Source organism: Pseudomonas sp. YY-1, assembly GCF_002843095.1.
GTDB lineage: Bacteria > Pseudomonadota > Gammaproteobacteria > Pseudomonadales > Pseudomonadaceae > Aquipseudomonas > Aquipseudomonas sediminis_A.
On record NZ_PJLX01000003.1, the window covers coordinates 324,315 to 347,453 of the forward strand.

Genomic DNA, 23,139 nt, shown 5'->3' on the forward strand with positions numbered 1-23,139 from the left:
ACGACCCCAGCTTAGACTGACAACAGACCGCTACATGTACCGGCAAACCGGGACCCATTGTGTATCAGAGACACCGCAATGCGACACACTTGGGCTGTCGCACGCTCACGCTGCGATACGCGCCCCCTGTCGCATGAACTGACTACGACACACCCAGCATGTCGCACATGCTCATTGCGACACCCATACCGTGCCTCAAGCGGTACCGGCAATGTGGTTGCAGATTTGCGACACAACCTTCGTGTCGCACGGTCTGGCCTGCGATATTCAGGGTGTATCGCAGAACATCAATGCGACACTCTCGGTCTGTCGCACGCGCGCATTGCGACACTCCAACCATGTCGCACTCAGTTGCTGCGATACACCATGCGTGTCGCACACACGTTTTGTGACACCCGGATCGTGCCACTAGAGGCAGTTTGAGTGCCACTAGTGGCACTGGAGGAAGCCGGGACTGACACCGTACTGGCCTCTAGTGGCGCAAAACGTGCCAAAACTGGCACTCCTTTTTTTGGTTATATTATCGCTGCAACCCTTGAAAACACTGACTTCGGTGACTTTTTTCATAACCAAATCACCACCGCATGGCGAGCATTTTGAATGAAGCTTCTTCTGCATGGCCATCAGCACTTTTTTGACGCCGAGCTCGTCACTGCGGCGCCACTAGCGCTGGCTACTTTTTGAATTTGATCGCAAACGGCATGAGCAGCTAAACGCCGCACCACCCGCAAGGCCGTCTTTTCAGCCCGGCCTGCCGGGCTGGCTAAGCTTTGACTTTGACAACAAATACACGGGAGGGGGCGTACTTGAAGCAGCCGTCCAGGCGATTCTTCAAGTACGCCCCCTCCCCCCATACTTGAAATCTTCAAGTATGGGGCAGTTGGGCGTTTTGATCGTTTGTGAGGTCAGCGTAACGAATGTGAAGCGAAACCGAGCAAAGGAGCAAAATGGTCGACTGCCTTCGCGCAGCGACAGGCTTTGTTGTCAAAAAGCAGCTTTTCACTCGCCGCAGGTGAGTGGCTGGTCATTCGATGCGGAGCATGGCTTGGCATGACTTAGACCGAGACCGCCAACATACTTCCACCGCTTCCACGTCAGCTTACGCTTGGTCAAATCGACCTCAACACGCTGAGGCACAACTACATCCACGCCTCACACAGCGTCTCCGCCTGCGCCAGTACCAGCTGCGCCGCCTCCTCCTGCTGATCCGGCGGGTATTTGTATTTGCGCAGGATGCGCTTAACCAAAAGCCTCAGTTTGGCACGCACACTGTCTCGATTACTCCAATCGACCGTTACGTTCTGGCGCAGGCTGTCGGTGAGTTCATGGGCAATCTTGGCGAGAATCTCGTCACCCAGCTCACGTACCGAAGCTTCGTTATTAGCCAAGGCATCGTAGAAAGCCAATTCATCGTCATTCAGCCCCAACTGGTCACCGCGCTTGCTGGCAGCGGCGAACTTCTTGGCCATCTCGATCAGCTCTTCGATGACCTGGGCGGTTTCGATGGAACGGTTCTGGTAGCGCTTGATTACGCTATCGAGCAGTTCAGAGAACTTCTTCTCCTGGGCCAGATTGCTGGCGAACTTGCTCTTGATCTCGCCTTCCAGCAGGCGCTCCAGCAACTCAACGGCGAGGTTCTTCTCCGGCAGGTTGCGCACCTCGGCGAGGAACTCGTCATCCAGCAGGCCGATATTGGGCTTGTCCAAGCCAACCGCCGCGAACACATCAACGACATCCCCAGAGACAACTGCATTTCCGATGATCTGGCGGATGGCTAGCTCGCGCTCTTCATCGGTCTTTTTCTTGGCGCTGATCTCGCGCTTCGTCAGCAGCACCTTGATGGCCTGCAGGAAAGCCACTTCCTCACGTACCGCCTTGGCCTCGTCCAGGGTGCAGCACAGGGTAAAAGCCTTGCTCATGGCCAACGCATTGTCAGCAAAGCGCTTTTTGCCGTCCTCCAGCCCCAGCACATGGTTGGCAGCACCGGCCAGCAGCTTGTGCCCGCCGGTCAGGAAATCGCTGTAGTCAAAGCCGTGCAGCAGGCTGCGCAACACATCGAGCTTTTCCTCCAGCACCGCGTAGGCTTCGTACGCATCGACGGTGGGCCGCCCCCTGCCCTTGCTGGCGGTGTACTCCTTGAGCGCCGCCTTCAGTTCGTTGGCAATGCCGATGTAATCCACCACCAGGCCACCCTGCTTGTCCTTGAACACCCGGTTCACCCGGGCGATGGCCTGCATCAGATTGTGGCCCTTCATCGGTTTGTCGACATACAGGGTATGCACGCAAGGCGCATCGAAGCCAGTCAGCCACATGTCGCGGACTATCACCAGTTGCAGCGGATCAGCAGGATCCTTGAAACGCTTCTCCAAGCGTTTCTTCACCTGGCCGGGATAAATATGCGGGCGCAGCAGTGCCTTGTCCGATGCGCTACCGGTCATAACGATCTTCACCGCGCCCTTCTCCGGGTCCTCGTCGTGCCATTCGGGGCGCAGAGCGATGATCTCGTTGTACAGGTGCACGCAGATCTCGCGACTCATGGCCACCACCATGGCCTTGCCGCTTTGCGCCTGGTTGCGCTCCTCGAAGTGCGCCACCAGATCGGCCGCCACGCTCTTGATACGCGGCTCGGCCCCCACGACTTTTTCCAACGCGGCCCAGCGCGACTTCAAGCGCGACTGCTGATCCTCTTCCTCATCTTCGGCCAGCTCGTCGACCTCCTCGTCGATATGCGCCAGCTCCGTGTCCTTGAGCGACAACTTGGCCAGCCGCGACTCGTAGTAGATGGCCACGGTGGCGCCATCTTCCTTGGCCTGCTGCATGTCGTAGACGTGGATGTAGTCACCGAACACCGCGCGGGTATCGCGGTCCTCGCTGGACACGGGCGTGCCGGTAAAAGCCACGAAGGTGGCATTGGGCAAGGCATCGCGCAGGTGCTGGGCATAGCCCACCTGATAGCGGGCACTGGCCTCGGCCACCTTAAGGTCCGGCACCTTCAGCGAAGCACTGAAGCCATATTGGGTGCGGTGCGCCTCGTCGGCCACCACCACGATGTTCGAGCGCTCCGAAAGCACCGGAAAAGTGTCTTCATCCTCGCCCGGCATGAACTTCTGAATGGTGGCAAACACAATGCCGCCACTCGGGCGGTTAGCCAGTTTCTCGCGCAGATCGCCGCGCGTAGCCACCTGCACCGGCTGCTCACGCAGCAAATCCTGCGACAGCGAGAAAACGCCGAACAACTGGCCGTCCAGGTCATTGCGGTCGGTGATCACCACAATGGTCGGGTTTTCCATCGCCGCTTCCTGCATCACCCGTGCAGCGAAGCAGGTCATGGTGATGCTCTTGCCCGAGCCCTGGGTGTGCCAAACCACCCCGCCCTTGTGCGTGCCACCTGGGCGCGAGGCGCTGACCACCTGTTGGATGGCCGCACGCACGGCATGGAACTGGTGATAACCGGCAATCTTCTTGACCAACCGGCCATCATCCTCGAACAGCACGAAGTAACGCAGGTAATCCAGCAGCAGCGCCGGTTGCAGCACGCCACGCACCAGGGTTTCCAGCTCGTTGAACTCGCCCAGCGGGTCGACGGTCACACCATCGATGGTGCGCCAGCGCGCAAAACGCTCAATGTCCGCCGACAACGAGCCCATGCGCGCCTCGCTGCCATCGCTGATCACCAGAATCTCGTTGTAGTGGAAGACGTCCGGGATCTGCTCTTTGTAGGTCTGGATCTGATCAAACGCCTTCACCAGATCCGCATTCACATCTGCCGGGTTCTTCAGCTCTAGCAGCACCAGCGGCAGACCGTTGACGAACAGGATGATGTCTGGCCGGCGCGTATGCTTCGGCCCCTGAATACTGAACTGATTGATCGCCAGCCACTCGTTGGCCCGCACATCGGCCCAGTCGATCAGGCGAACAAAGTCACCGCGGGTTTCGCCGTCCTTCTGGTACTGCACCGGCACCCCGCTAACCAGCAGGCGATGGAACAAACGGTTGGCCGAGAGCTGAATCGGCAGCCCCAAATCCACAACCTGCTTGAGTGCATCCTCACGTGCCGCCAAGGGCACAGACGGGTTTAACCGCGCAATGGCATGACGCAAACGCTCAACCAGCAGCACCTGGCGATAGTTCTCGCGCTCGGGGCTATCACCGTCATGGGCGATATCCGGGCCGTACAGGTGGCTATAGCCAACCTCCGCCAGCCAGCCGAGGGTTTCTTGTTCCAGTTGGTCTTCAGTCATTCTTATCGGCCTTACCTGGCAATTGCTGCTGCATATGCTTGATCGCTTACTTGTACGGTCACTTGATCGGTGCGCTTACCGACCAACGGAATACCGGCGAAATCGGCATCCAGCAGTCGATCACCATCAAGGTCAAAAGGTAAAGCCCACAGGCTCATCCCCTGCCCGTAATCAAACGCCGGCAGCGCCTGTTTCAGCCCTGACCAAGAGGGATAAATCAGCACCAACTTCGGTGTACCTGTATTGATGCGGTATTTATGACCATAGGCAAACAGCTGGTAGAAATCAGCCTGACTCAGGTCGTAATTGTTCTCAGGCTTACGCGCATCCACCCGCTTCCACTTGGTGTCGAGAATCCAACGCTGCTCAGTCGTATCTATCAGCAAATCCGGCTTCAGGCAGAACATACGCTCTTGACCATGCTCACACAGGTAGGCACGGCTGGCCTGGCTGGTTAAACGCGCAGCAGGCGCTAACTGCTTACGCAGCCAACCTTCCACGTAACACTCGAACAGCTTCTCCATCGGGAACAGCAGGCTCATGCCGCGCCAGTCGCCACTCACGGCCATTGGCATCTGCTGATTGAGGATCAGCTCGCACCAGGGTTTAACCGCCTGATAATGCGCCATCAGCCGATCGCGGCTCCACGCCCGAAAGTCTTGGGTCACCTGCCGGCTGGCGGGTAACTCGGCGAGCATCGTGCGCAGTTCGTTAGCCAAACGCCAGTTACCAGCGTCCTGCGTACTGGTGGACACCTGCTCCAGCGCCAGCTTGAGCAAGCGGTTCTCGGCCCGATCAGGCAGAAAAACATCGTGGCGAATCTGGAAGTGATGCTGTCGCCCTGGTGGCTGGCGCATCTGTGCCACCACATTGAGCTGGCCACGCAGAAAGCGCTGCTCTTCCTCGATGCGCTGATAGTCGAAGCGCACGCCGCGTTTCACCAGCAGATCCAGCTCGGCCAAAAACTGCCCCATCACCCATTCACTTAGCGGCGCGTCGAACAGTTCCAAGCTGGCCACCGAAGCTTCACGGGGCTTTAGCTGCAAGGCACGCTGAATAAGCTTGCGCAGCAACTGGCGGCTCTTAACCAGACAGTCATCCCGTTCATGGTGTTTGGGCAAAATCTCCAGCCGTGTGCCGCAGGGCGTTTCCAACACGCCCACGTAGCTGTCCCACTTTAGCGAGCTGCGCCCTTCTACCTGCAACAGCGTGGCGCCATTACGGTTAAAGCTGGCGCTTAGCTCACACAGCCAGTCGAAGGCACTGGGCGAAACCTGCGCCAAGTCAAGCGAGCAACCGACCGCGTCGGTGGTCAACCGGGCGTATTCGCGGATAGTGACGTGCTGGCTGGCCACAGCAGTCACCCCAAAATGTTCTGATAGCTGGCGAGAGAGCTGAACGCCTGATCGTTCAGCTCCCAACGCTGATCATTGAGTTTCTCAGCTACGCCACTACCAAACAGATCGGCAAGGTTCAGTTCGCTTTGCGGGCGACGAATAAAGGGTTCCGTACCATTAGCGCTAGCGCTCTGGTCGTTCAGCACCCAACCGATGCGCTGCCAATCCTCAAAGAAATACTCCTGCAATAACGGCAGAATTTGATTGCGGAAGATCAGCTCCAACCGCGCCAGCGAGCTGTCATCTTTCAGTGGCATAAAGTAGGCATGCCCCAGAGCGTGATCACGATCCAGTAGCACCTCAATGCGCTGATTCATCTTCTCCAGCAGTCGGCCAATGTTCAGCCCCTGCACCAGTACATCTTTGAGCAAGTCAGGGCGCGGCGGCATCTCGCGGAACACAAAGCGTCGGCGCAAGGCGATATCCAAACCAGCCAGCGAGCGGTCAGCCGTGTTCATGGTACCGATCAGGTAGACGTTCTCCGGCACGCTGAAATGCCGCTTCGAGTAAGGCAATACCACTTCAAGTGCCTCTACTGCACCAGTGCGTTTGGAGGGTTCGATCAGAGTGATCAGCTCCCCAAAAATGCGCGAAATATTGCCCCGGTTGATCTCATCGATAATCAGCACATACGGCAGTTTTTGCCCGGTCGCCGGCTGTTTCGCCTCGACCTCTAAGCTGAAACCAGCCTGTCGCAAACCCTGCTGCAACTCAGGCCAACCAATACGGCTCATGGGATACACCGTTTTCAGTGTCATTCCACGACCGCCATTGAGCGTGGTGATGTCAAAGTCAATATCGTTCAGCAGCCAGTTGACCGGCAGACGATGTACATAGTCCTTACGTACTCCTTCAGGCACATCAGGGTTGTATTCATAATCCCCGCTCACCACCCCTACCGCGCAGATACTCTTGCGAGTACCCAGGCAAACCAACACATCGCCCTCTTCAATTTCCCCCCCGAAGCTCGCAAGTGAACTTTGATCATTGCTGCCCAGCTTGAGCGAGGGATCGGTCAGGTCGGCCTGTCGAATATCACCCACCTTATGCCAGCCGATACGCGCTTCGCCGTGGTTGAAACAGTAACGACGGGTTCGCCCGTCGCTACTGGCCTCTTCAATGGAAATTTTCCAAATGGTCGGGTCTTTCTTCAAACCGAGCTTCTGCTCAAGAACTGGGTCGCCGCTGGCATCCAGGCACAATTGGACGAACACCCCCTTGGCCACATCGTAGGCTAGTGATGTGCCGGGATTACCCTCACTGTTCGGCGGTAAAGCCCGCAGTCCCTCTACAAAGTCCTCGTAGCTAAAGCTCTGGTGAAAGGTAACAAAGCGCACTCGCTCGGCCGCAACGAAGCGGTCGAACTCGGTCTTCAGACGCTTACGGGACTCGGGGTCATCACCACTGTTCTGCGCCAAGACATCCGGCGCCAGAATAGACAGTGCCTGATTGATGGTGTTGTAGGTTTTGCCTGTACCAGGGGGGCCAAAAAGAATTTGGTTCAACGGATGCTCACAAGCCTTTTCTTTGTTATCGCCTTCACTCTCCCAGCCATCGCTGACTTCCTGATCGACAGGCTCATCCTCCATAGCGTTCCATAGGTCAAATCCATACAGCAAAACAGGGCTTTCACCTCGCTGCGCCAGCAGGCGCGTGTAGAGATCAGCCTGAGTAACACGCTTATCAGTCTCGCCGGCAATTACACAGAGACTTTTGTAGTTGTAGATCGGCAGTACACAGGGGGCATTAGCGTCCTGATAGATAAAAGCAACTTTCCATTTCAGCACATGCTCAAGATCAATTTCCTGAATGTGCTGCAGGTCACCCTTGCTGGCAGCCTTAGCAACCTCCACGATTCGTGAGCGAATGGTTGCAAAGGCTTCATCAACAGAAGTGCCGTACTTCTTTTTCCATGAGTACACATCGCCAGCCTGCACATGAACTCGCGGCCTCTTAGGCTCATTTTTACGTTCGTACAAACCCAGCTTGGACGAATCACCACCCTTTATTGAGCCAAGTAGCCGGCCAGGGCCAAACTCTAACCAATAGGTAAATGTGTCCTGATCGCCGCTCTTGTTATAAGTGCTCGGCGTCAATTTACTCAGCCCCCGAAGTGGCCAGCGCAGCAAAAAATCCTCCCAAGCCTGTTGCCGCTCATCAAATGTTGCCATGAGACCTTTTCCTTACTCTTTTGGCAGTCGAAGCTGGCCAGAGATTAGACGGGGTAAGAGGGTGTCGCGGAGTTGGGTGAGGGTTTGGGCTTGCTGCAGGTTTTCTTTCATCCGGCCCATGACTGGACTCAAAGCTGCTTCAAACGCATTGATGACATTTTCGTCAGGATAAATGACCGTAACGCCCTTCATTGTCTCGGTAGTAATAGTGTCAAACACCGAGCCGTGGCTGCGCTGCTTTAGCGACTCGACTAAACGATACGTGCTGAAGTAGGTGAAATAGGCATCACCGGATATACCTCGTAGGCCATAGCAAGATTGGTTCATCGCCATTTCTCTGCCGACTAAAGCCAAGCGGCCTACTGTGCCGCGAGCCGAAATAATCGTTGTTCCTTCAGGCAACAGCTTGGTCGATGAGCCGTTTAGCCCTGCCACAGAAATGTGCTTGACGGTATCGATCACAAACACATCAGTAACTGCCGGGGCGTCAACGACCGAGAACCAAGGAATATCGCCATCCCAGTACTCCGGCACAGAAGTCTTAGGAGTACCCCCGCCAATAACTTTTACTGTTTCGGTGAAAGCAAGCCTCTGCCACCCCTTCGGCACCAAGCCCATTTCGGACTCTTCGAAGCTATCGGGGAACAGGGCGGCGGTGGCGGCGTCCATGCCCTCCGGCTGTCCTTGCGTTTCGGCTCCTGCCTCCGCTCCAGGCCTGGGCAAGTCGGATGCCTGCGGCATCCTTGGTTGCCCGCTGCGCTCGCCATCCTGGCGTGCTCGCCCTTCGGCGTTGGCGTGTACGGGATCGAAATCGACGAACCAGGATTTGAACAGCGTCTGGGCGATGGCTTCCAGGGTGGCGTTGGTTTCGCGTAGCAGAGTGATGCGGTCGTCGAGAGAGCGGAGGATCGAACAGATTCTGCGTTGATCCTCCAAAGGAGGAAGGGGCATCTCTACGCGATTCATGTCGCGAATTGGAAGCTGAGGTTGGGCGCTGCCAGAGGTCAGGAAAGCAACTTGATCGTTAAAGTTTTTAGATCGCAAAAACAAGTACAGATAATAAGGATCAATCCTAGCCTGATCAGGCCGAAAAATTACCATCCCAGAGTTAATGCGGATGTGCGAAAACGGCACCTCATCCGAATAATAAGCAACGTTTCCAACCGTTCCACGCGTCGTAAGTACAAGGTCGTGTCGAACAAGTTTTCCCTTACGTAGGATCGAATCCTTTTCCTCAGTTATGAAAGCACAATCGGAAAACACGAATCCACCGAGGGTCACGTTCCCTGCGTTCAGGAACAAACAGTGCCCAGCCGAGCTGAATTCGTGTTGCTTCGGATAGTTTGCTCCCCGATCCCCATCAATTACCGTAAACGGAGCTTCAGCAAACGTTGTTGTCTGCCACTCAGAACTCATACCCCAGCCCCCCCAGCTTTTGCCGGATCAACTGATCGAGTTCCGCGCCCTTCTCCATCTGCTCGCCCAACTGCTTTGTCAGCCGCTGCATCTTCTCGGCAAAGGCTTCGTCGTCGTCTTCGACCTCTTCGGCACCGACATAACGGCCCGGCGTCAGCACATGGCCGTGCTCGGCGATTTCCGCCAGTTTGACGCTGCGGCAGAAGCCGGCGATGTCTTGGTATTCGGCAATCTCACCGCCGACATCCAGCGGTTCACCGCGCCAGTTGGCGACGGTTTGGGCGATGCGTTCGATATCGGCATCGGTCAGCTCGATCTGCACACGGCTGACACTGATACCGAGTTTGCGTGCGTCGATAAACAGCACTTCGCCGGGGCGAGCGGTTTTCTGTTTAGCGAGGAACCACAGGCAGGCGGGAATCTGGGTGTTGAAGAACAGCTGGCCGGGCAACGCCACCATCACCTCCACCACGTCGGCCTCGACCATGGCTTTGCGGATATCGCCTTCGCTGTTCTGGCTAGAGCTCATCGAGCCGTTGGCCAGCACGATACCGGCGCGGCCATTGGGCTTGAGGTGGTAGAGCATATGTTGCAGCCAGGCGTAGTTAGCGTTGCCTTGCGGCGGGGTGCCATACACCCAACGCGGGTCGCCTTCTAGGCTGCCGTGCCACCAGTCGCTGATATTGAACGGCGGATTTGCCAACACAAAGTCGGCACGCAGGTCGCTGTGCTGGTTACGGACGAAAGTGTCGGCCGGCTCTTTGCCCAGGTTGAAGTCGATGCCACGAATCGCCAGGTTCATCGCCGCCAGGCGCCAGGTGGTGGGGTTGGCTTCCTGCCCGTAGATGGATACGTCGCCCAGCTTGCCGCCGTGGGCCTCGATAAACTTCTCGGACTGCACAAACATGCCACCCGAACCGCAGCAGGGGTCGTAGACCTTGCCATGGTGCGGGTTAAGCACCGCCACCAGGGTTTTCACGATGCTGGCTGGCGTATAGAACTGCCCGCCCCTGCGCCCTTCGGCGCTGGCAAATTGGCCGAGGAAGTATTCGTAGACCTGGCCGAGCAGATCGCGGGCCTTGCTGATGTCCTGGCCAAAACCGATGGTGGAGATTAGGTCTACCAGCTCACCCAGCTTGCCATCCGGCAACTGGGCACGAGCGAATCGCTTGTCGAGGATGTTCTTCAGCTTGGGGTTTTCCGCCTCGATAGCGGCCAGGGCGTCGTCGATGCGCTTGCCGATATCCACCTGTTTGGCGGCGGCGCGGATCGACTCCCAGCGCGCCACTTCCGGCACCCAGAACACGTTGACTTCGCGGTAGTAGTCGCGGTCTTCCAACTCGGCGTTAAGCGCCTCTGGGTCGTCATCACCCAGGTAGTAGTCGTCGTTCTCGTCAGTGAGCTTGCGCTCCAGTTCGGCGCGCCGGCCGGCGAAGCTGTCGGAGATGTACTTGAGGAAGATCAGCCCGAGCACGATGTGCTTGTACTCGGCGGCGTCCATATTGGCGCGCAGCTTGTCGGCAGTGGCCCAGAGGGTTTTCTCCATGGCCTCAATGCTGGTGGCCTGCTGCTTGGGCGCTTTGGCCTTTTTCACCGCGGCGGCGGCTTGCACCACATAACCGGCTGAGACTTCTTCGGTGTTCACCGGAGCCATGCGCTCACGGGCTTTGTTCAACACCTGATCCGCCAAGCTGCTGCCCGACGCTGGCGCGCGTAGGACCGAACCACCGCGACCACGGCCTTTGACCAGCACGCCCTGCTCGATCAGCGCATCGCGGGCCGCCCAGAGTTGCTCTTCACTGATTTCCGGCAACTGCGCTTTTAACCGCTCAAACAATGTTTGATTACCGATGCTGCTGCCATCCGCCGGCACTGCAGCCAGCAGGGCTTCGCCAAGTTGGGCCAAACCACTCATACAACACTCCTCAATACGCGCTGCATATTGGCGGCGCGCCGATACTAAAAACGGTGATGGCAATAGGCGTGGGGGATGGCTGTGTGACGCGTATTGGGCGGTGCGCCAATACGACTGGAGAGGCCATCCCTGGGATACCGCGGCCTGCCATGCTGTGATGCTCGTCACCTTATCCACTGGCCGCACAGGGGTAAAGCCATAGCCAATAGTTTGTGTCCGTGCGGCCAGTTTCCCCGCCCAGCGATGCGCAGCGCTTAAGCCAAGTAGCCTCTTCTTTGGAGTCTTTCTTCCAGCTTTACGGCAAGAGGCATAGCGGCACCTTGCCCATTTAGCCCAAGGGTTTAAGGGTCAATCGCTTGCCTGGGCAAAATTGCCCTCAATCGCTCGGTGGGTCATCGATGGGATATCCAACACCGGGAGCGCGTCCATCATCTGCGCTCCAGGCCCGTCTTCGTACTCAACGGCCTCGCTGGCGTAACTGGTAATCCAGATCTTTCTCTTGCCTAGCGACAACTCAAAACCCGAGTCGCCCTCAATTGCTTTCGGCAACGCCCAGCCTGTTTTTTGCAGAGCGGTCACGCTGATAATCAGATGGCCGAGGTAGGGATTATTCAGAAAAAGCTCTTCATGCAGCCTGGGCCAGAACACTGTGTCCCCCTGATTCGGCCCAACAGTGTCCGGGCTGGATGCCTGCCAACCTTTGTACTCGCGCGCCTCACTTAATGAATCGTATGGATGGGAGTGAAAGGTGCCCACTACCTCCAAATGAGGCCAATAGCGTGTGACAAACTCCATTTTCATGCGCAGCGAGCCCAGATCGGGGTTGGCCGAGCCTTTGGTCACCAGGGCCGATGTCTCAACAGTGGCGGTTGTCACGATAATGCGCGGGGGGCGATTGCCCCGCTCGGGGGTCATATACCCCCAAAGCAGGCCAAAGGTCTCCAGTTTGTCTTCTTTCTTTCGAGGGCTCGTGCGCCCAATTTCGTAGGCCTCCAATGCAGAGGTGATCAACTGCGGCACTGCATGGTCTTCAACGGTAATGTACAAAGGTTTCATCGCTTTCCCTTCCTGCGTACGGTGCATACCTGCACCCAATTGAGATGTTCAACATGCTGAAGCAGCTCGCCTATTCAACGAGCAGCGCCTACACCAAGCTGGCTAACCAGGGCTGAGTAATCGCCTTTCGCTCAGCCAGGCCTAGGGTTGCGACGCCATCTTTCACCAAGGCTTTTTTATCGCCCGTGTGCGGATTATTGACGTAGGTGCTGATGCTGGGGAGCGCATTGGGATTGCCACTCCAGCGCAGGTTGAACGCCGCCAGTTTGGGGAACCAGTACTGGCTGGCATACGGCAAGTTGTCATGGATCCACCAAGCTAGTGGCGTCCAGTCTTTATGTTCGTCGTACCAGGGCAACAAGGCCGGCACTACGATGCAGGCAGTTGCCCCGAGGTGGCCTTCTGCATCTAGGTAGTCCCAGATGTGCGAGGCATAGTTGCTTTCGTTCTTCGCGCAGTTATTGCCATCTTCCGCCCCCTTGGCATTTACCGCCGATGAGCGATACGCCGAGCGAATGGCAATTCGACCAAAGCGCTCTTGCAGTGGCTCCAGCAAGTTTTCACAAAGCCCACGCCCGGCTTCGATGGCCCGATCCGGGTAGTCCGGAATATTGGGGATGCCTTCGATCTGGCTAATTTCCGAGTAGAGGAAATCACGCATAAAAAAGTGCTTGGAGAGCTTGACCCGACCCAATTCTTCCAGGGCCTGCACCGATGCTGGTTTCTTCATCCTGATGTGTTCCTTGTGAATAGGCATCCATTGCCAGAGGTTGTACCCAAACCTTATTGATTTGTCTGCGGGTAATTAACAGTCGTGATGTCTCTGCCTCGCCTGCTCTTGGGTAAACTCAAGCTGGCGCTGCAGTTGCTCGACATGTGCTTTTTCCGCCCGCAGGCCAGCAGTCAGCTCGCGTATCTCATCCTCTTGCTGATAAACCCGCATCAGCGACTGCTTCAACTGGGCCTGTACGTTTTGCAAGCTAGCGAACGCTTCACGCCGCCTAAGGAGCTGCCAATACAGGGCAATTCCAGCTCCTTGCACAAGCAGCATGCAAATACCCATAACGAGCCACGACATCCCAAGTCCAAACACGCTTTGCTCTCCCTTTGCCAGTCCGCCCTGTTGCAGCGGACTTGAACGACAGCATCAAGATATGTAGCTTTAAGCGACGCATCCAGAGTGTTTACCTGTACAGGTAAAGTTTTCGAGCAGATGGAGAGGCCATGAAACGCAAGCAATCAATCGAGTCTGTGCGCTGGGATTTGGCGCTGCGCTACCGCCTGATCGAGACCGTAGCCTGGTGGGAAGGCCGCCTGACCACGAATCACTTGATGCAGAGCTTTGGCATCAGCCGCCAGCAGGCGTCAAAAGACATCAACACCTATATCAACGAGCATGCGCCCCATAACCTGACATATGACAAACATCTGAAGGGGTATGTACCGAGCGAGCAGTTTGCCCCGCTGTTTATCGATGACAGCGCCAGCGCCTATCTGCATCTACTCAATCAGAATTGTGATCGCGCCCCACATGTCGAGGGACTGGCCCTGGCCTATGCGCATACCGAGGTGCTGCAGGTGCCGGATCGCACAGTGCGTCCGGAACTGCTGCGCCCTCTCCTTCGGGCTTGCCGAGAAGGTCTGCGGCTAGAGTGCGAGTATGTGTCGTTCACCACACCTGAGGCCGAAGTTCGACTGATCGCCCCGCATACCCTGATCTACACCGGCATGCGTTGGCATGTGCGTGCGTATTGCGAGAAGAACCGGGATTACCGCGACTTTGTGTTAAGCCGCTTTCGTGGTGTGCCGGAGTTGATGGACGACAAAACCGAAAATACCCGCGAGCAAGACCCGGGTTGGGCTACCCAGGTGCAGGTCATCATTGAACCCGACTCACGCCTGAAGCCTGAGCAGCAAGCCATCATCGAAACCGACTACGGTATGCAGGATGGGCGGCTGGTGATCGAAACACGCGGCGCATTGGTGCAGTACGTATTGCAGCGCTATCAGATCGATCCAACCAAGGTGCATGCCAAAGCGACGGCGCAGCAAATTGTGGTGGTGAATCTGGATGAGTTGCAGAAATGGTTGTATTTGTAGACCGCGTTATTCCGAGCTGGCTATCGGCTCCAGCATCCAACTACAGGCGAGATCCCAATGCTCTACGAAAACGCCCGTATGGAAACCTGTAGAACAACAGATGCCACCTTGGACCAGCCCTGAAAGGTACAAATCGAGGCGGGGTTTATCACTGTCGAATACCCTCAGAGTGACAAAACCTCGTCACACCGAGGGCAAGAACAGACACCGGGCCACTTCTTGCTAACTGCTGATGGCTTCGATGGCAAGGCCACTCTCCATATGTTCGAGGGCTCAAATATTCTTGAAGGTGGCTGGGTTGAGGAAGGGGTAAGGGGCATGTGGGTATTCGTCTCAACGGAGAATAATTGTCCATAACAAACACGCCTGCGACCCATTGTGTCGCATGCGTGATTCACGATTGGTGCTGTCTGTATTTAGAGGAAGCACCATGGACCGCCTCATCAAGGAAAACCTCGAATCTCTTCTGCAGGAAACCTCAAATACCAAGCGTCTGGGTCGTCGAATTATCAGCCTGGCCGGTTTTCTCAGCCCTTCTGAACCACCCGAGCATCTACAGGAGCAACTGGGCAATCTGTCGCGCCTGCTGATCCAGCAAGATGCCTTCGATGCCCTGCTTGAGCCTGTCACGCTCATGTCCAGGGCAGGACTCACTGATACCCTAGATGCCCACGCCATGCGCGCGATGCTCGCCAGCCTGGAGGAGGCCCGCAAACAGATTGCGGCATTGGAGGACATTAACTACGCCCAACTGATCAGCTGGCTGGTCAACTTGGCGGTTAGCCGAAAGATCATTCGCCTGAAAGTTGCTGAGCGAGGGGAATGATATGTCGACACCTGAAATCAAGCATTCGATGTACTGGCCACGTTTAAGTGTTATGGACTTTGTGACCCTTAAAGAGTCCATGCAGACCAGCTTCTCTGCGGAGTACCCGGTGTCCGCCCTAGGGTTGAGCGATCTGAATTTTGTCATCAATGCGCCGCTCGATTACCGCCCGCCCGCAAATGGCGCGCTCGCTACGCTTTACTTCGACCAGACCGACCGCGCTCGCGTCTTGCCGGAGAATACGTATCAGGTCAGATGCCCACACACCCTGAATGCGTGTGAATTCATCAGCTGGTCCGAGCAAGCCATCGATATGATTCGCGTGGCGCTGATGCACAACGGGGTTGTGGGCATAGATTTGATGGACCTAGTCAATAGCCTACGAAACAGTGCCAGTCGGAAGTTGGTGATACACATCATCACCTATGACGATCCCCTAGAAGTGCCATGGAAAGCGCTCCAGCAGTGCCGTTTCAAGACCCTTTTTGCCTCTCTGTTTGCAGGTCCGGATTTATCGTTGCGGAGTTACTCTGCCCTTGGCTGCGCCCTGGAAGAACTCAATCCGAACGTTGATGATTTGAAGCTGGCTGCAACCGCCAGCCACAAAAACGCCCTACCTGTGCTGATGCTCTTAGGAGAGCTTGAAATTTGAGGCCTTATCGCGCTGGGTAAAAAGCTACCAAGTCAGCATGCGACACATTACGTCGCAATGACCCATCACAATACCTCCATAGTCACAGGAGGACTCGTCATGCCAAAGCCTACTCGCAAATCCGGCCCCCACAGTCACGATACATGCCCGCTGGCTATAGCGTGGATGTTCAAGTTGATGCTCGACTGCTCTGGCCATCGTGGTTTTATCAACCACTGCTGCTTCAGTGATGATGATGTCGCTCGTGAGCTGGGGGTCTACTGGCTGATTGAAGCTGACGACAGTGATGACGAAGACGCCGTGCCGGTACCGGTCTTTCACACCCGTAGATCCGGACCCTCGAAAAAAGCGCGCAAACCTAGCTTCCACGAACGCACGCTGGCCGCGCTGCGTGCGGAGCGCAAGCTTTTCGACAAAGTCTTCCCTAACCCCTCACTGCCAGACAACCTCCAAGCAAATCTGGAGAACCTCGCGCAGCTAATTGGTCTGGATGAAATTGAGCAGAAGCTGATCGGTTTCTGCTCATTGATGAATACTGACACTCTGCTGGACGACTGTTGCAACCAGCTCGGCTACATCGGCTTTAACCGCCTCACTAGGGTGCTGAGCATCCTGCTGGACGTCCCGCAGAATGACATTCGCGTGCGGCTTTCGGCAGAGGGTCGTCTGGTACAGTCGGGCTTGATTGAAACCAACCTGCGCAGCAGTGCGCGAAATCACGTGTCTGATTTGCTGGGTTTCAACAACAAAGACCTGCTGTTTTCAGTGCGTCACCATCAGGGCAGTGCCATCGGACTCTTTCAGAGCGCCTTTCGTCCCGCCCCTGATAGCTTGTTGTGTGCCGACGACTTTACCCACCTCAGTGTGCCCCTGAATATCGCCCGCCCCTATCTGCAACAGGTACTGGAGGAAAAGAAGCTGGGGGTGAACATTCTGATCTATGGCCCGCCCGGCACAGGCAAGAGTCAGCTCACCCGCATGCTGGCAAACGAACTATGCGCCGAGCTCTATGAGATTGCCTGCACGGATAACAATGGCGATCCGATTGATCGCCACGGACGGCTGTGTGCCCTTCGCTCAGCGATGTGCGTACTCGGCCAGCAAAAGACGCTGCTGGTGCTGGATGAGATTGAAGATCTGTTCAGTGGCAGCAGCGAGCTGGCCATGCTGGCCGGCCAGGAGCGGCAGAAGGGCTGGATCAATCGCATGCTGGAGGAGAACCCCATCCCCTGCTTTTGGCTCACCAACAACATTCATGCGCTGGACAATGCCTATATTCGGCGCTTCGACCTTGTTCTCAGGCTGGAAAACCCACCGCGGCGGCAGCGTGAGAACATCATTCGCAGCGCCAGCCACAATCAGCTCAGCCAACCCTTGATCGACAAGCTGGCGGACCACGAGCAGTTGATGCCAGCCATCATCACGCGGGCGATGAGCGTGGCGAGTATTCAGGATCAGACAAACGCGGCCAACCTGGACACCACTGTTGAGTTCCTGGTCAATGCCACGCTGCAAGCCCAGGGTTTTCCGCGTCTCGGCCAGGGCCGCATGCATGCCCTGCCTACGTTTTACAGCCCTGAACTGGCCAATACCGATATGCCACTCGATCAGCTCTTGAGCGGGCTGCGTAATTATGGCGAAGCGCGCCTGTGCTTTTACGGCCCTCCCGGTACAGGCAAGACCGCGTTTGGTCATTGGCTGGCGCAGCAACTCGGCAAGCCACTGTTGACCCGCCGCGCATCCGACTTGATTTCACCTTATGTGGGAATGACCGAGCAAAACTTCGCCCGGGCATTTGAGCAGGCCAACGACGATGATGCGATTCTGCTGCTCGATGAGGTTGATAGCTTTCTGCAGGACCGGCGCAACGCTCGGCATAGCTGGGAGATCAGTGCGGTAAACGAAATGCTGACACAGATGGAAAGCTACCGCGGCCTCTTTATCGCCTCCACCAACCTGATGGAAAACCTCGACGAAGCGGCACTGCGGCGCTTCGACTTGAAGATTAGTTTTGGCTACCTCACTGCGGAACAAATCACTCAACTACTCCGCCGGCATCTACGCCAGATGGGCTTGAAGAAACCGGACAGCCTTAAGCTCGCCCGGCTACTCAGACAAAGTTGCCTTACACCGGGTGATTTTGCACTGGTGGCCAGGCGTGCTCGCTTCAACCCCTTCACGGACGCCAATCACGTGATTGATGCGCTGCTGGCTGAGAGCAGCCTGAAAAGCGCCGGCACTATGAGAGCCATTGGCTTTGCCGAGTGGTAGATCCTGGAAGGTTCGGCAGCCTTGAGGTTGCTGAACCTGCTGCTGATTTGTTGGTGTCAGGGCATCCCTATGATGAAGTTGCTTGGAGTACCGGGGCTGGGCATGATGCCAATTAGACACTTCCAGACAAGGATGCCCGCTGTGCCATCAGCCACCAGCCGCAGCACACTGACCCGACAATGGGAACTGCTCAAGCTGCTGCCACCCAAGGGCCCGGGGATCACAACGCTTGAGTTACAACGCCTACTCGGTGACGCAGGGCACGAAACCACAAAGCGCACCATTGAGCGTGACCTTGTTGAGCTATCCAGGCTTTTTCCCCTGCAATGCAATAACAAAGGCATGCCCTACGGTTGGCACTGGATGCCCGGAAAAAGCGCCGAGCTTCCTGGCATCACACTTGGCGAGGCCCTTACCTTGCGGCTAGTGGAAGGCAGCATTCGCCCCTTGATACCGGCTTTTATGCTGAAAACGCTTGAGCCGCGTTTCAACCTAGCCAGGCAAAAGCTGGAAGCCATGAGCGAAGAAAACCCTTCGGCTCGCTGGCTGGATAAGGTGGCCAGCGTGCAACCAGAGCTCACGCAAATCCCTCCAGAAATCAACGCCGATCTTCTCGACGTGATTCAGCAAGCGCTGATGAACGACACCCAGCTCAGCTGCCGCTACTACTCAGCCCACAAGAATCAATTTCACAACTTCACCCTTAACCCACTGGGCTTGGTTCAGCGAGCCCATACCACTTACCTCATAGCCAGCGCCGAACCCTTCGACGACATCCGTCAATTCGTTGTTCATCGTTTCGAAGAGGCACGTGGATTACCCACTCAATGCTTCAAGCCGGAAGGGTTTGACCTGCAAGACTATGTCGATAGTGGCGCCATGCAGTTTGGTACCCACGAGAAGATCAAGCTCGAAGCCTGGATCAGCGAAGGACTCGCGCGTCTGCTGCAAGAGACGCCCATATCCCACGACATGCTGCTGGTCGCAGAAGATGAAGGCTCACGACTAACCGCGACGGTGAATGACAGCTGGGAGCTGAAGTGGTGGATTTTGTCCCACGCGGGATCCATTCAGATACAACAACCACAAGGGCTCAGAGACGAGATCCAGCAACGACTAAAGGCGGCTCTAGAGCTGCATGAGCAAGCGCCTGACAGCTGATTGAATAATGATCGCCGGGATTAGGATTCAAACCAGGAGAACAGAATGGGCACAGCACAATGGATCACCTTGTTCGAGCAAGCCTTTCGCGCGATGGACAAGAAACTTGGTGCTGCAGCTGAACAGCTGTCGGGAGCACTGGATACAGGCTGAAATCAGCCTTCATGCCTGGTTCAAGAACGAAGTCGATATCTGGACTGACTTGCCTCTAGGTGAAGGCCGCAAAGCAGACCTTTACTCGCAGGATGAAAGCGGCAAAACGATCATGGTGGCAGAGGTCAAATGCCTTGGTGACGGGTCACAAGCCAAGTGTTTGGAAGGTGATTGGTCTGTACGTTCCGATATCGATAGGCTTTCTTCCGTCGACGCCCCATCACGCTTATTCGTGCTGGTGATTGCGAAAGGCGAAAAGGAAACCAGTACCGGCAAACGTCTGCGTAATGATGAATGGGTGGAGGGACGGGAATCCGTAAATGTGGATATGGGGTACGCGTTGATTCGGATTTGGGCCTTGTGATTTTTGGCCTCCGACTGAAGAGCTGAGCACCTTTGCACGCGTAGACCTGGAAGCACTTATGCCAGGTACTACCGACTACGACGAGTCTGAATGACCGGCCGAAATCGGCCAATAGCGGACTGTTAGGGCCGATTCAGTCCTAGTGAATGACGGCCTATTTGATGACCTGCTCGGCTGGCTCTATGAGGGCTTTGTTACTGCCTCGCCAACGCACCGATTCGATGTTCTCTGCGTCGGCGCTCATACCGGCTCTGTCAGCCTTACCAGGAAGGTCGCAAACGCAAATCGCAAGTGGATCAGGCGACTACCAGATCAAGCAACCTGACTGCTTGCCGTCGTCGCGAGCGGAACCTTATTTTTTAGTAGCGAATCTTTGATGTAAGCATGCTACGACCGCCCACCAGCATGCGGAAACTATGTTGTTCGGTCATTGATGGCAAAGTAGTATCAATCTGCACACCAAACCGATCTAAATGGACTTGATGCATGGAAAACACCACCGATAGGGACGCGCGCGCCCGCCATCGTCATGCGAACATTTCGCCCTTCCTGGCAAGTGCCAGCACACTTCGTACAGGCGAAGACCAACTACCTGGGTATTACTGCGAGCAGCAGCAGATGTGGGTAGTCGACACCGAGCAAGGCGTTCTACCCATCATCAATGAGCAGGCGCTCTCGCAGCTGAAAACGAAGACTCGTGCAGATGGCGAAGAGGATGACGAGCACACCGGTGGAAAACACTGACGTGGTACAGAACCGGCGACATTGGCCGTCTGGACGAACAGGGCTTCCTCTACGTGGTGGATCGCTTAAAGGACATGATCATCAGCGGTGGCGAAAACATCTATCCCGCAGAACTGGAGGCGGTGATCGCGTCGCTGCCCGGCGTGGCCGAGGTTGCCGTGGTGGGCAAGGCCGACGAGCGCTGGGGCGAGGTGCCGATCGCATTTGTGGTCGCGACCCAACCAGGCGCTACCGACGAGGCCTCGATTGTCGAGGCATGCCGCCAGCGATTGGCGGGCTTCAAATGCGTGAAGTCTGTGCACATGCTTGAGGCCCTGCCCCGCAGCTCTGTGGGCAAGGTGTTGAAAAGACAGTTGCTTGCCTGAGCTTCTTAGGTGTTGTTGCACAGGAGCGGCACAGGCGGATCGAGGATGTCGATCCGTTTCAGGTATTCAGCCACCCCGCTCGCCCGGTTAGCGAGCGGGACCCGCAACGTTACTGCTTCGGAAACTCCGCAGCGATGCCCTGGACGTAGTAGTCCATACCTGCCAGATCCGCATTGCTGGCCGTGGCTCCTGGCGCAATTCTGACCTTGCCGGATTGGTCGGCAACCGGGCCATCGAAGGGGTGGAACGTGCCGCTCTTGATCGAGGCAATGATCTGCTGCGCCTCGGCCTTAAATTCAGCGGGAACGATATCGCTGATCGGCATGGTCAGGGCGTCATCGGCCAGCCCACCCCAGTAGTCAGCCGATTTCCAAGTGCCGTTCAGTACAGACTCAGTAGTGCGGATGTAGAACGGCGCCCAGTTGTATTCGATGGAGGTAATTACCGACTTGGGGCCGAAGCTGGCCATGTTGGAGGCATAGCCCACCGAGTACACCCCGCGGCGCTCGGCTGCCTGAATCGGTGCTGGGCTGGCGGTGTGCTGGAAGATCACATCGGCGCCCTGGTCGATAAGCGTGTTGGTGGCGTCGGATTCCTTGCCGGGATCGAACCAGGTGTTCAGCCACACCACTTTAACCACCGCCCCTGGGTTGTACTTGTTCAACGCGACCTGAATAGCATTGATGTCGCGGATAACCTCAGGAATCGGAAAGGACGCGACATAACCGACGGTCTTGCTCTTGGTCATTTTCGCGGCCAGGTAGCCGGCCACGTAGCGCCCTTCGTACGAGGTCGACAGGTAGGTGCCGAGGTTCGTGCTGCGCTTGTAGCCAGTGGCGTGTTCGAACGCGGTCTTGGGGAATTGCTTGGCCACGTTGGCCATCGGGTTCATGTAGCCAAACGAGGTGCCGAAGATCAGGTCGTAGCCGCTTTTTGCCATGTTGCGGATCACCCGTTCGGAGTCCGCGCCATCGGCAACGTTTTCGACGTAGGTGGTCTGGACTTTCTCGCCCAGCGCCTGCTCCAACGCCTTACGGCCCTGCTCGTGTTGATATGTCCAACCGTGGTCGCCAATCGGACCGGTGTAGACGAAGCCGACCTTGAGCGGCTCGTCGGCGTATGCGGTGATGGCTGCTGCCAGACCGATACCACTCAATAACCCTGCCAGTACTTTCCTGAATCCAGGCATGTTCATGCGCGTATTGCTCCCCATACGTTATTGGTTAGGCGGTTAGCCCGGGATAAAGGCAGGCATTGAAACAGGCTCCGTCTGCGCGGCTGTGATCACATCGAATAGGTTTTGCGGAACATGTTTTTGTAGTGGTCTTCGACGCTGATGACCGGGTACTTGGGTGACTCGCCGGGTGCCAGGCAGGCCTGGATGCAGGCGATTTCGTGGGCGATGTTGCCGGAGTAGAAATAAGGCACCGAATAGCGCTCGTTACCCGAGACATTGACCACGCGGTGCAGGGTCGATTTGTACAAATCGTTGGTCCAGCGCGCGATCAGATCGCCGAGGTTGACCACGTAGGCCTCGGGAACCGGTGTGGCCCAGATCCAGCCATTGCGCTCCTGATCCCACACCTGCAACCCGGCGTTTTCATCCTGCAACAGCAGAGTCAGGCCACCCCAGTCGGTATGCGCACCACAGCCCTTCTCGCCCGGTGCCGCAGTGGTCGGCTGCGGTGGGTAATGCAGCAGGCGCAGCGTGGTCATGGCGTCCTCGCAGAACGCGGCAAAGTGCTGCTCCGGCAGGCCCAGCGACAGAGCCACGCCCTGCATCAGCAGGCGAGCCACTGACTCCAGTTCCCGCTGGTAGGCCTCCATGGTTTGGCGAAACTCGGGGAGGTCTGCCGGCCACAGGTTCGGCCCCTGATTGAATTTGCCAGCCAGCACATCGGGATGATCCAGCGGCTTGTCCTGGCCGATGTAAAAGCCTTCTTTGACGTCCGGTGGCGCGCCGGCTTCGAGCACCTGATTACGCAACGGTTCGTAGCCCCGATTGGCCATGGAGAGTGACTTGTCGACCTTGCGCTTTTCTTCGGGCGGCAGAGCAAACAGCGTGGCCGCCTGGTCGATCACCTGCTGCTGCAAAGCTGCCGGTACACCATGACCGATGACGTAGAAAAAACCTTTGTCACGACAGGCCTGGCCGATTTGCTGACTGACCCGGGTGCGTTCGATCAGTGATGCCGAGCGCAGGCCCGAGATGTCGATAACTGGAAGCGTGGTGGCCTGCGAGGCCTCCAGAGGTGACGGTGCGAGTTGGGCGTGTGCCATGTGAGCGACTCCTACTTGAATGGGCCG

Annotated in this window: 18 protein-coding genes; 8 read left to right on the forward strand and 10 right to left on the reverse strand. The window is 56.7% G+C overall.

The genetic code is table 11. The features are described from left to right. Nucleotides 1–1,139: 1,139 nt before the first annotated feature. The 8 genes from CXP40_RS06665 to CXP40_RS06700 all read right to left on the reverse strand — a co-directional run bounded on the left by CXP40_RS06665 (nucleotide 1,140) and on the right by CXP40_RS06700 (nucleotide 13,247). Nucleotides 1,140–4,241, reverse strand: coding sequence for a type I restriction endonuclease subunit R (locus CXP40_RS06665; RefSeq protein ID WP_106733144.1), 3,102 nt, complete (start codon nucleotides 4,239–4,241; stop codon nucleotides 1,140–1,142). A gap of 11 nt (nucleotides 4,242–4,252) precedes the next feature. Further along, complete coding sequence (locus CXP40_RS06670) at nucleotides 4,253–5,596, reverse strand: McrC family protein (RefSeq protein ID WP_256579251.1); 1,344 nt, start codon at nucleotides 5,594–5,596, stop codon at nucleotides 4,253–4,255. A gap of 5 nt (nucleotides 5,597–5,601) precedes the next feature. Further along, nucleotides 5,602–7,809 carry an AAA family ATPase gene (locus tag CXP40_RS23930; RefSeq protein WP_256579252.1) on the reverse strand — a complete coding sequence of 736 codons (2,208 nt, stop codon included), beginning with the start codon at nucleotides 7,807–7,809 and terminating at the stop codon, nucleotides 5,602–5,604. 12 nt (nucleotides 7,810–7,821) lie between these two features. After that, nucleotides 7,822–9,225 (reverse strand): restriction endonuclease subunit S, encoded by a 1,404-nt coding sequence (locus tag CXP40_RS06680; RefSeq protein ID WP_106733146.1) that lies wholly within the window; start codon nucleotides 9,223–9,225, stop codon nucleotides 7,822–7,824. After that, complete coding sequence (locus CXP40_RS06685) at nucleotides 9,215–11,140, reverse strand: class I SAM-dependent DNA methyltransferase (protein WP_106733147.1); 1,926 nt, start codon at nucleotides 11,138–11,140, stop codon at nucleotides 9,215–9,217. Before CXP40_RS06685 ends, CXP40_RS06680 begins: the two co-directional genes overlap by 11 nt. Before the next feature lie 348 nt (nucleotides 11,141–11,488). Next, nucleotides 11,489–12,196, reverse strand: coding sequence for a hypothetical protein (locus CXP40_RS06690; RefSeq protein ID WP_106733148.1), 708 nt, complete (start codon nucleotides 12,194–12,196; stop codon nucleotides 11,489–11,491). An 88-nt stretch (nucleotides 12,197–12,284) separates the two neighbouring features. Continuing rightward, nucleotides 12,285–12,926, reverse strand: a complete 642-nt coding sequence (locus CXP40_RS06695) for a hypothetical protein (RefSeq protein WP_003459813.1) — start codon at nucleotides 12,924–12,926, stop codon at nucleotides 12,285–12,287. A 75-nt stretch (nucleotides 12,927–13,001) separates the two neighbouring features. After that, nucleotides 13,002–13,247, reverse strand: coding sequence for a hypothetical protein (locus CXP40_RS06700; RefSeq protein ID WP_106733167.1), 246 nt, complete (start codon nucleotides 13,245–13,247; stop codon nucleotides 13,002–13,004). A 173-nt stretch (nucleotides 13,248–13,420) separates the two neighbouring features. Between CXP40_RS06700 and CXP40_RS06705 the strand changes: the two genes are divergently transcribed. The 8 genes from CXP40_RS06705 to CXP40_RS06745 all read left to right on the forward strand — a co-directional run bounded on the left by CXP40_RS06705 (nucleotide 13,421) and on the right by CXP40_RS06745 (nucleotide 20,832). After that, nucleotides 13,421–14,296: a WYL domain-containing protein gene (locus tag CXP40_RS06705; RefSeq protein WP_003459811.1), complete on the forward strand. Its 876-nt coding sequence runs from the start codon at nucleotides 13,421–13,423 to the stop codon at nucleotides 14,294–14,296. 430 nt (nucleotides 14,297–14,726) lie between these two features. Beyond that, entirely contained in the window at nucleotides 14,727–15,122 is a 396-nt protein-coding gene (locus tag CXP40_RS06715) for a hypothetical protein (protein WP_003459810.1), read from the forward strand. 1 nt (nucleotide 15,123) lies between these two features. Further along, nucleotides 15,124–15,774, forward strand: a complete 651-nt coding sequence (locus CXP40_RS06720; protein ID WP_106733149.1) for a hypothetical protein — start codon at nucleotides 15,124–15,126, stop codon at nucleotides 15,772–15,774. A gap of 165 nt (nucleotides 15,775–15,939) precedes the next feature. Next, on the forward strand, nucleotides 15,940–18,045 hold the full coding sequence (locus tag CXP40_RS06725) for an ATP-binding protein (RefSeq protein WP_256579253.1): 2,106 nt from the start codon (nucleotides 15,940–15,942) through the stop codon (nucleotides 18,043–18,045). A gap of 141 nt (nucleotides 18,046–18,186) precedes the next feature. After that, the gene (locus CXP40_RS06730) at nucleotides 18,187–19,206 is read left to right on the forward strand and encodes a YafY family protein (protein ID WP_218238969.1); all 1,020 of its coding nucleotides are present in this window, start codon (nucleotides 18,187–18,189) and stop codon (nucleotides 19,204–19,206) included. 109 nt (nucleotides 19,207–19,315) lie between these two features. Continuing rightward, nucleotides 19,316–19,723: a hypothetical protein gene (locus tag CXP40_RS06735; protein ID WP_256579254.1), complete on the forward strand. Its 408-nt coding sequence runs from the start codon at nucleotides 19,316–19,318 to the stop codon at nucleotides 19,721–19,723. Between the two features lie 486 nt (nucleotides 19,724–20,209). Continuing rightward, nucleotides 20,210–20,467, forward strand: a complete 258-nt coding sequence (locus CXP40_RS06740; RefSeq protein ID WP_017678258.1) for a hypothetical protein — start codon at nucleotides 20,210–20,212, stop codon at nucleotides 20,465–20,467. A 74-nt stretch (nucleotides 20,468–20,541) separates the two neighbouring features. Beyond that, entirely contained in the window at nucleotides 20,542–20,832 is a 291-nt protein-coding gene (locus tag CXP40_RS06745) for a hypothetical protein (RefSeq protein ID WP_017678257.1), read from the forward strand. Nucleotides 20,833–20,941: 109 nt separating this feature from the next. On the opposite strand, the gene CXP40_RS06750 is transcribed toward CXP40_RS06745, so the two are convergent. Together CXP40_RS06750 and CXP40_RS06755 are read right to left on the reverse strand one after the other, a co-directional pair. Beyond that, the gene (locus CXP40_RS06750) at nucleotides 20,942–22,027 is read right to left on the reverse strand and encodes a BMP family ABC transporter substrate-binding protein (protein ID WP_079456520.1); all 1,086 of its coding nucleotides are present in this window, start codon (nucleotides 22,025–22,027) and stop codon (nucleotides 20,942–20,944) included. Between the two features lie 89 nt (nucleotides 22,028–22,116). Beyond that, entirely contained in the window at nucleotides 22,117–23,112 is a 996-nt protein-coding gene (locus CXP40_RS06755; RefSeq protein WP_017678255.1) for an isopenicillin N synthase family oxygenase, read from the reverse strand. Nucleotides 23,113–23,139: the final 27 nt, after the last annotated feature.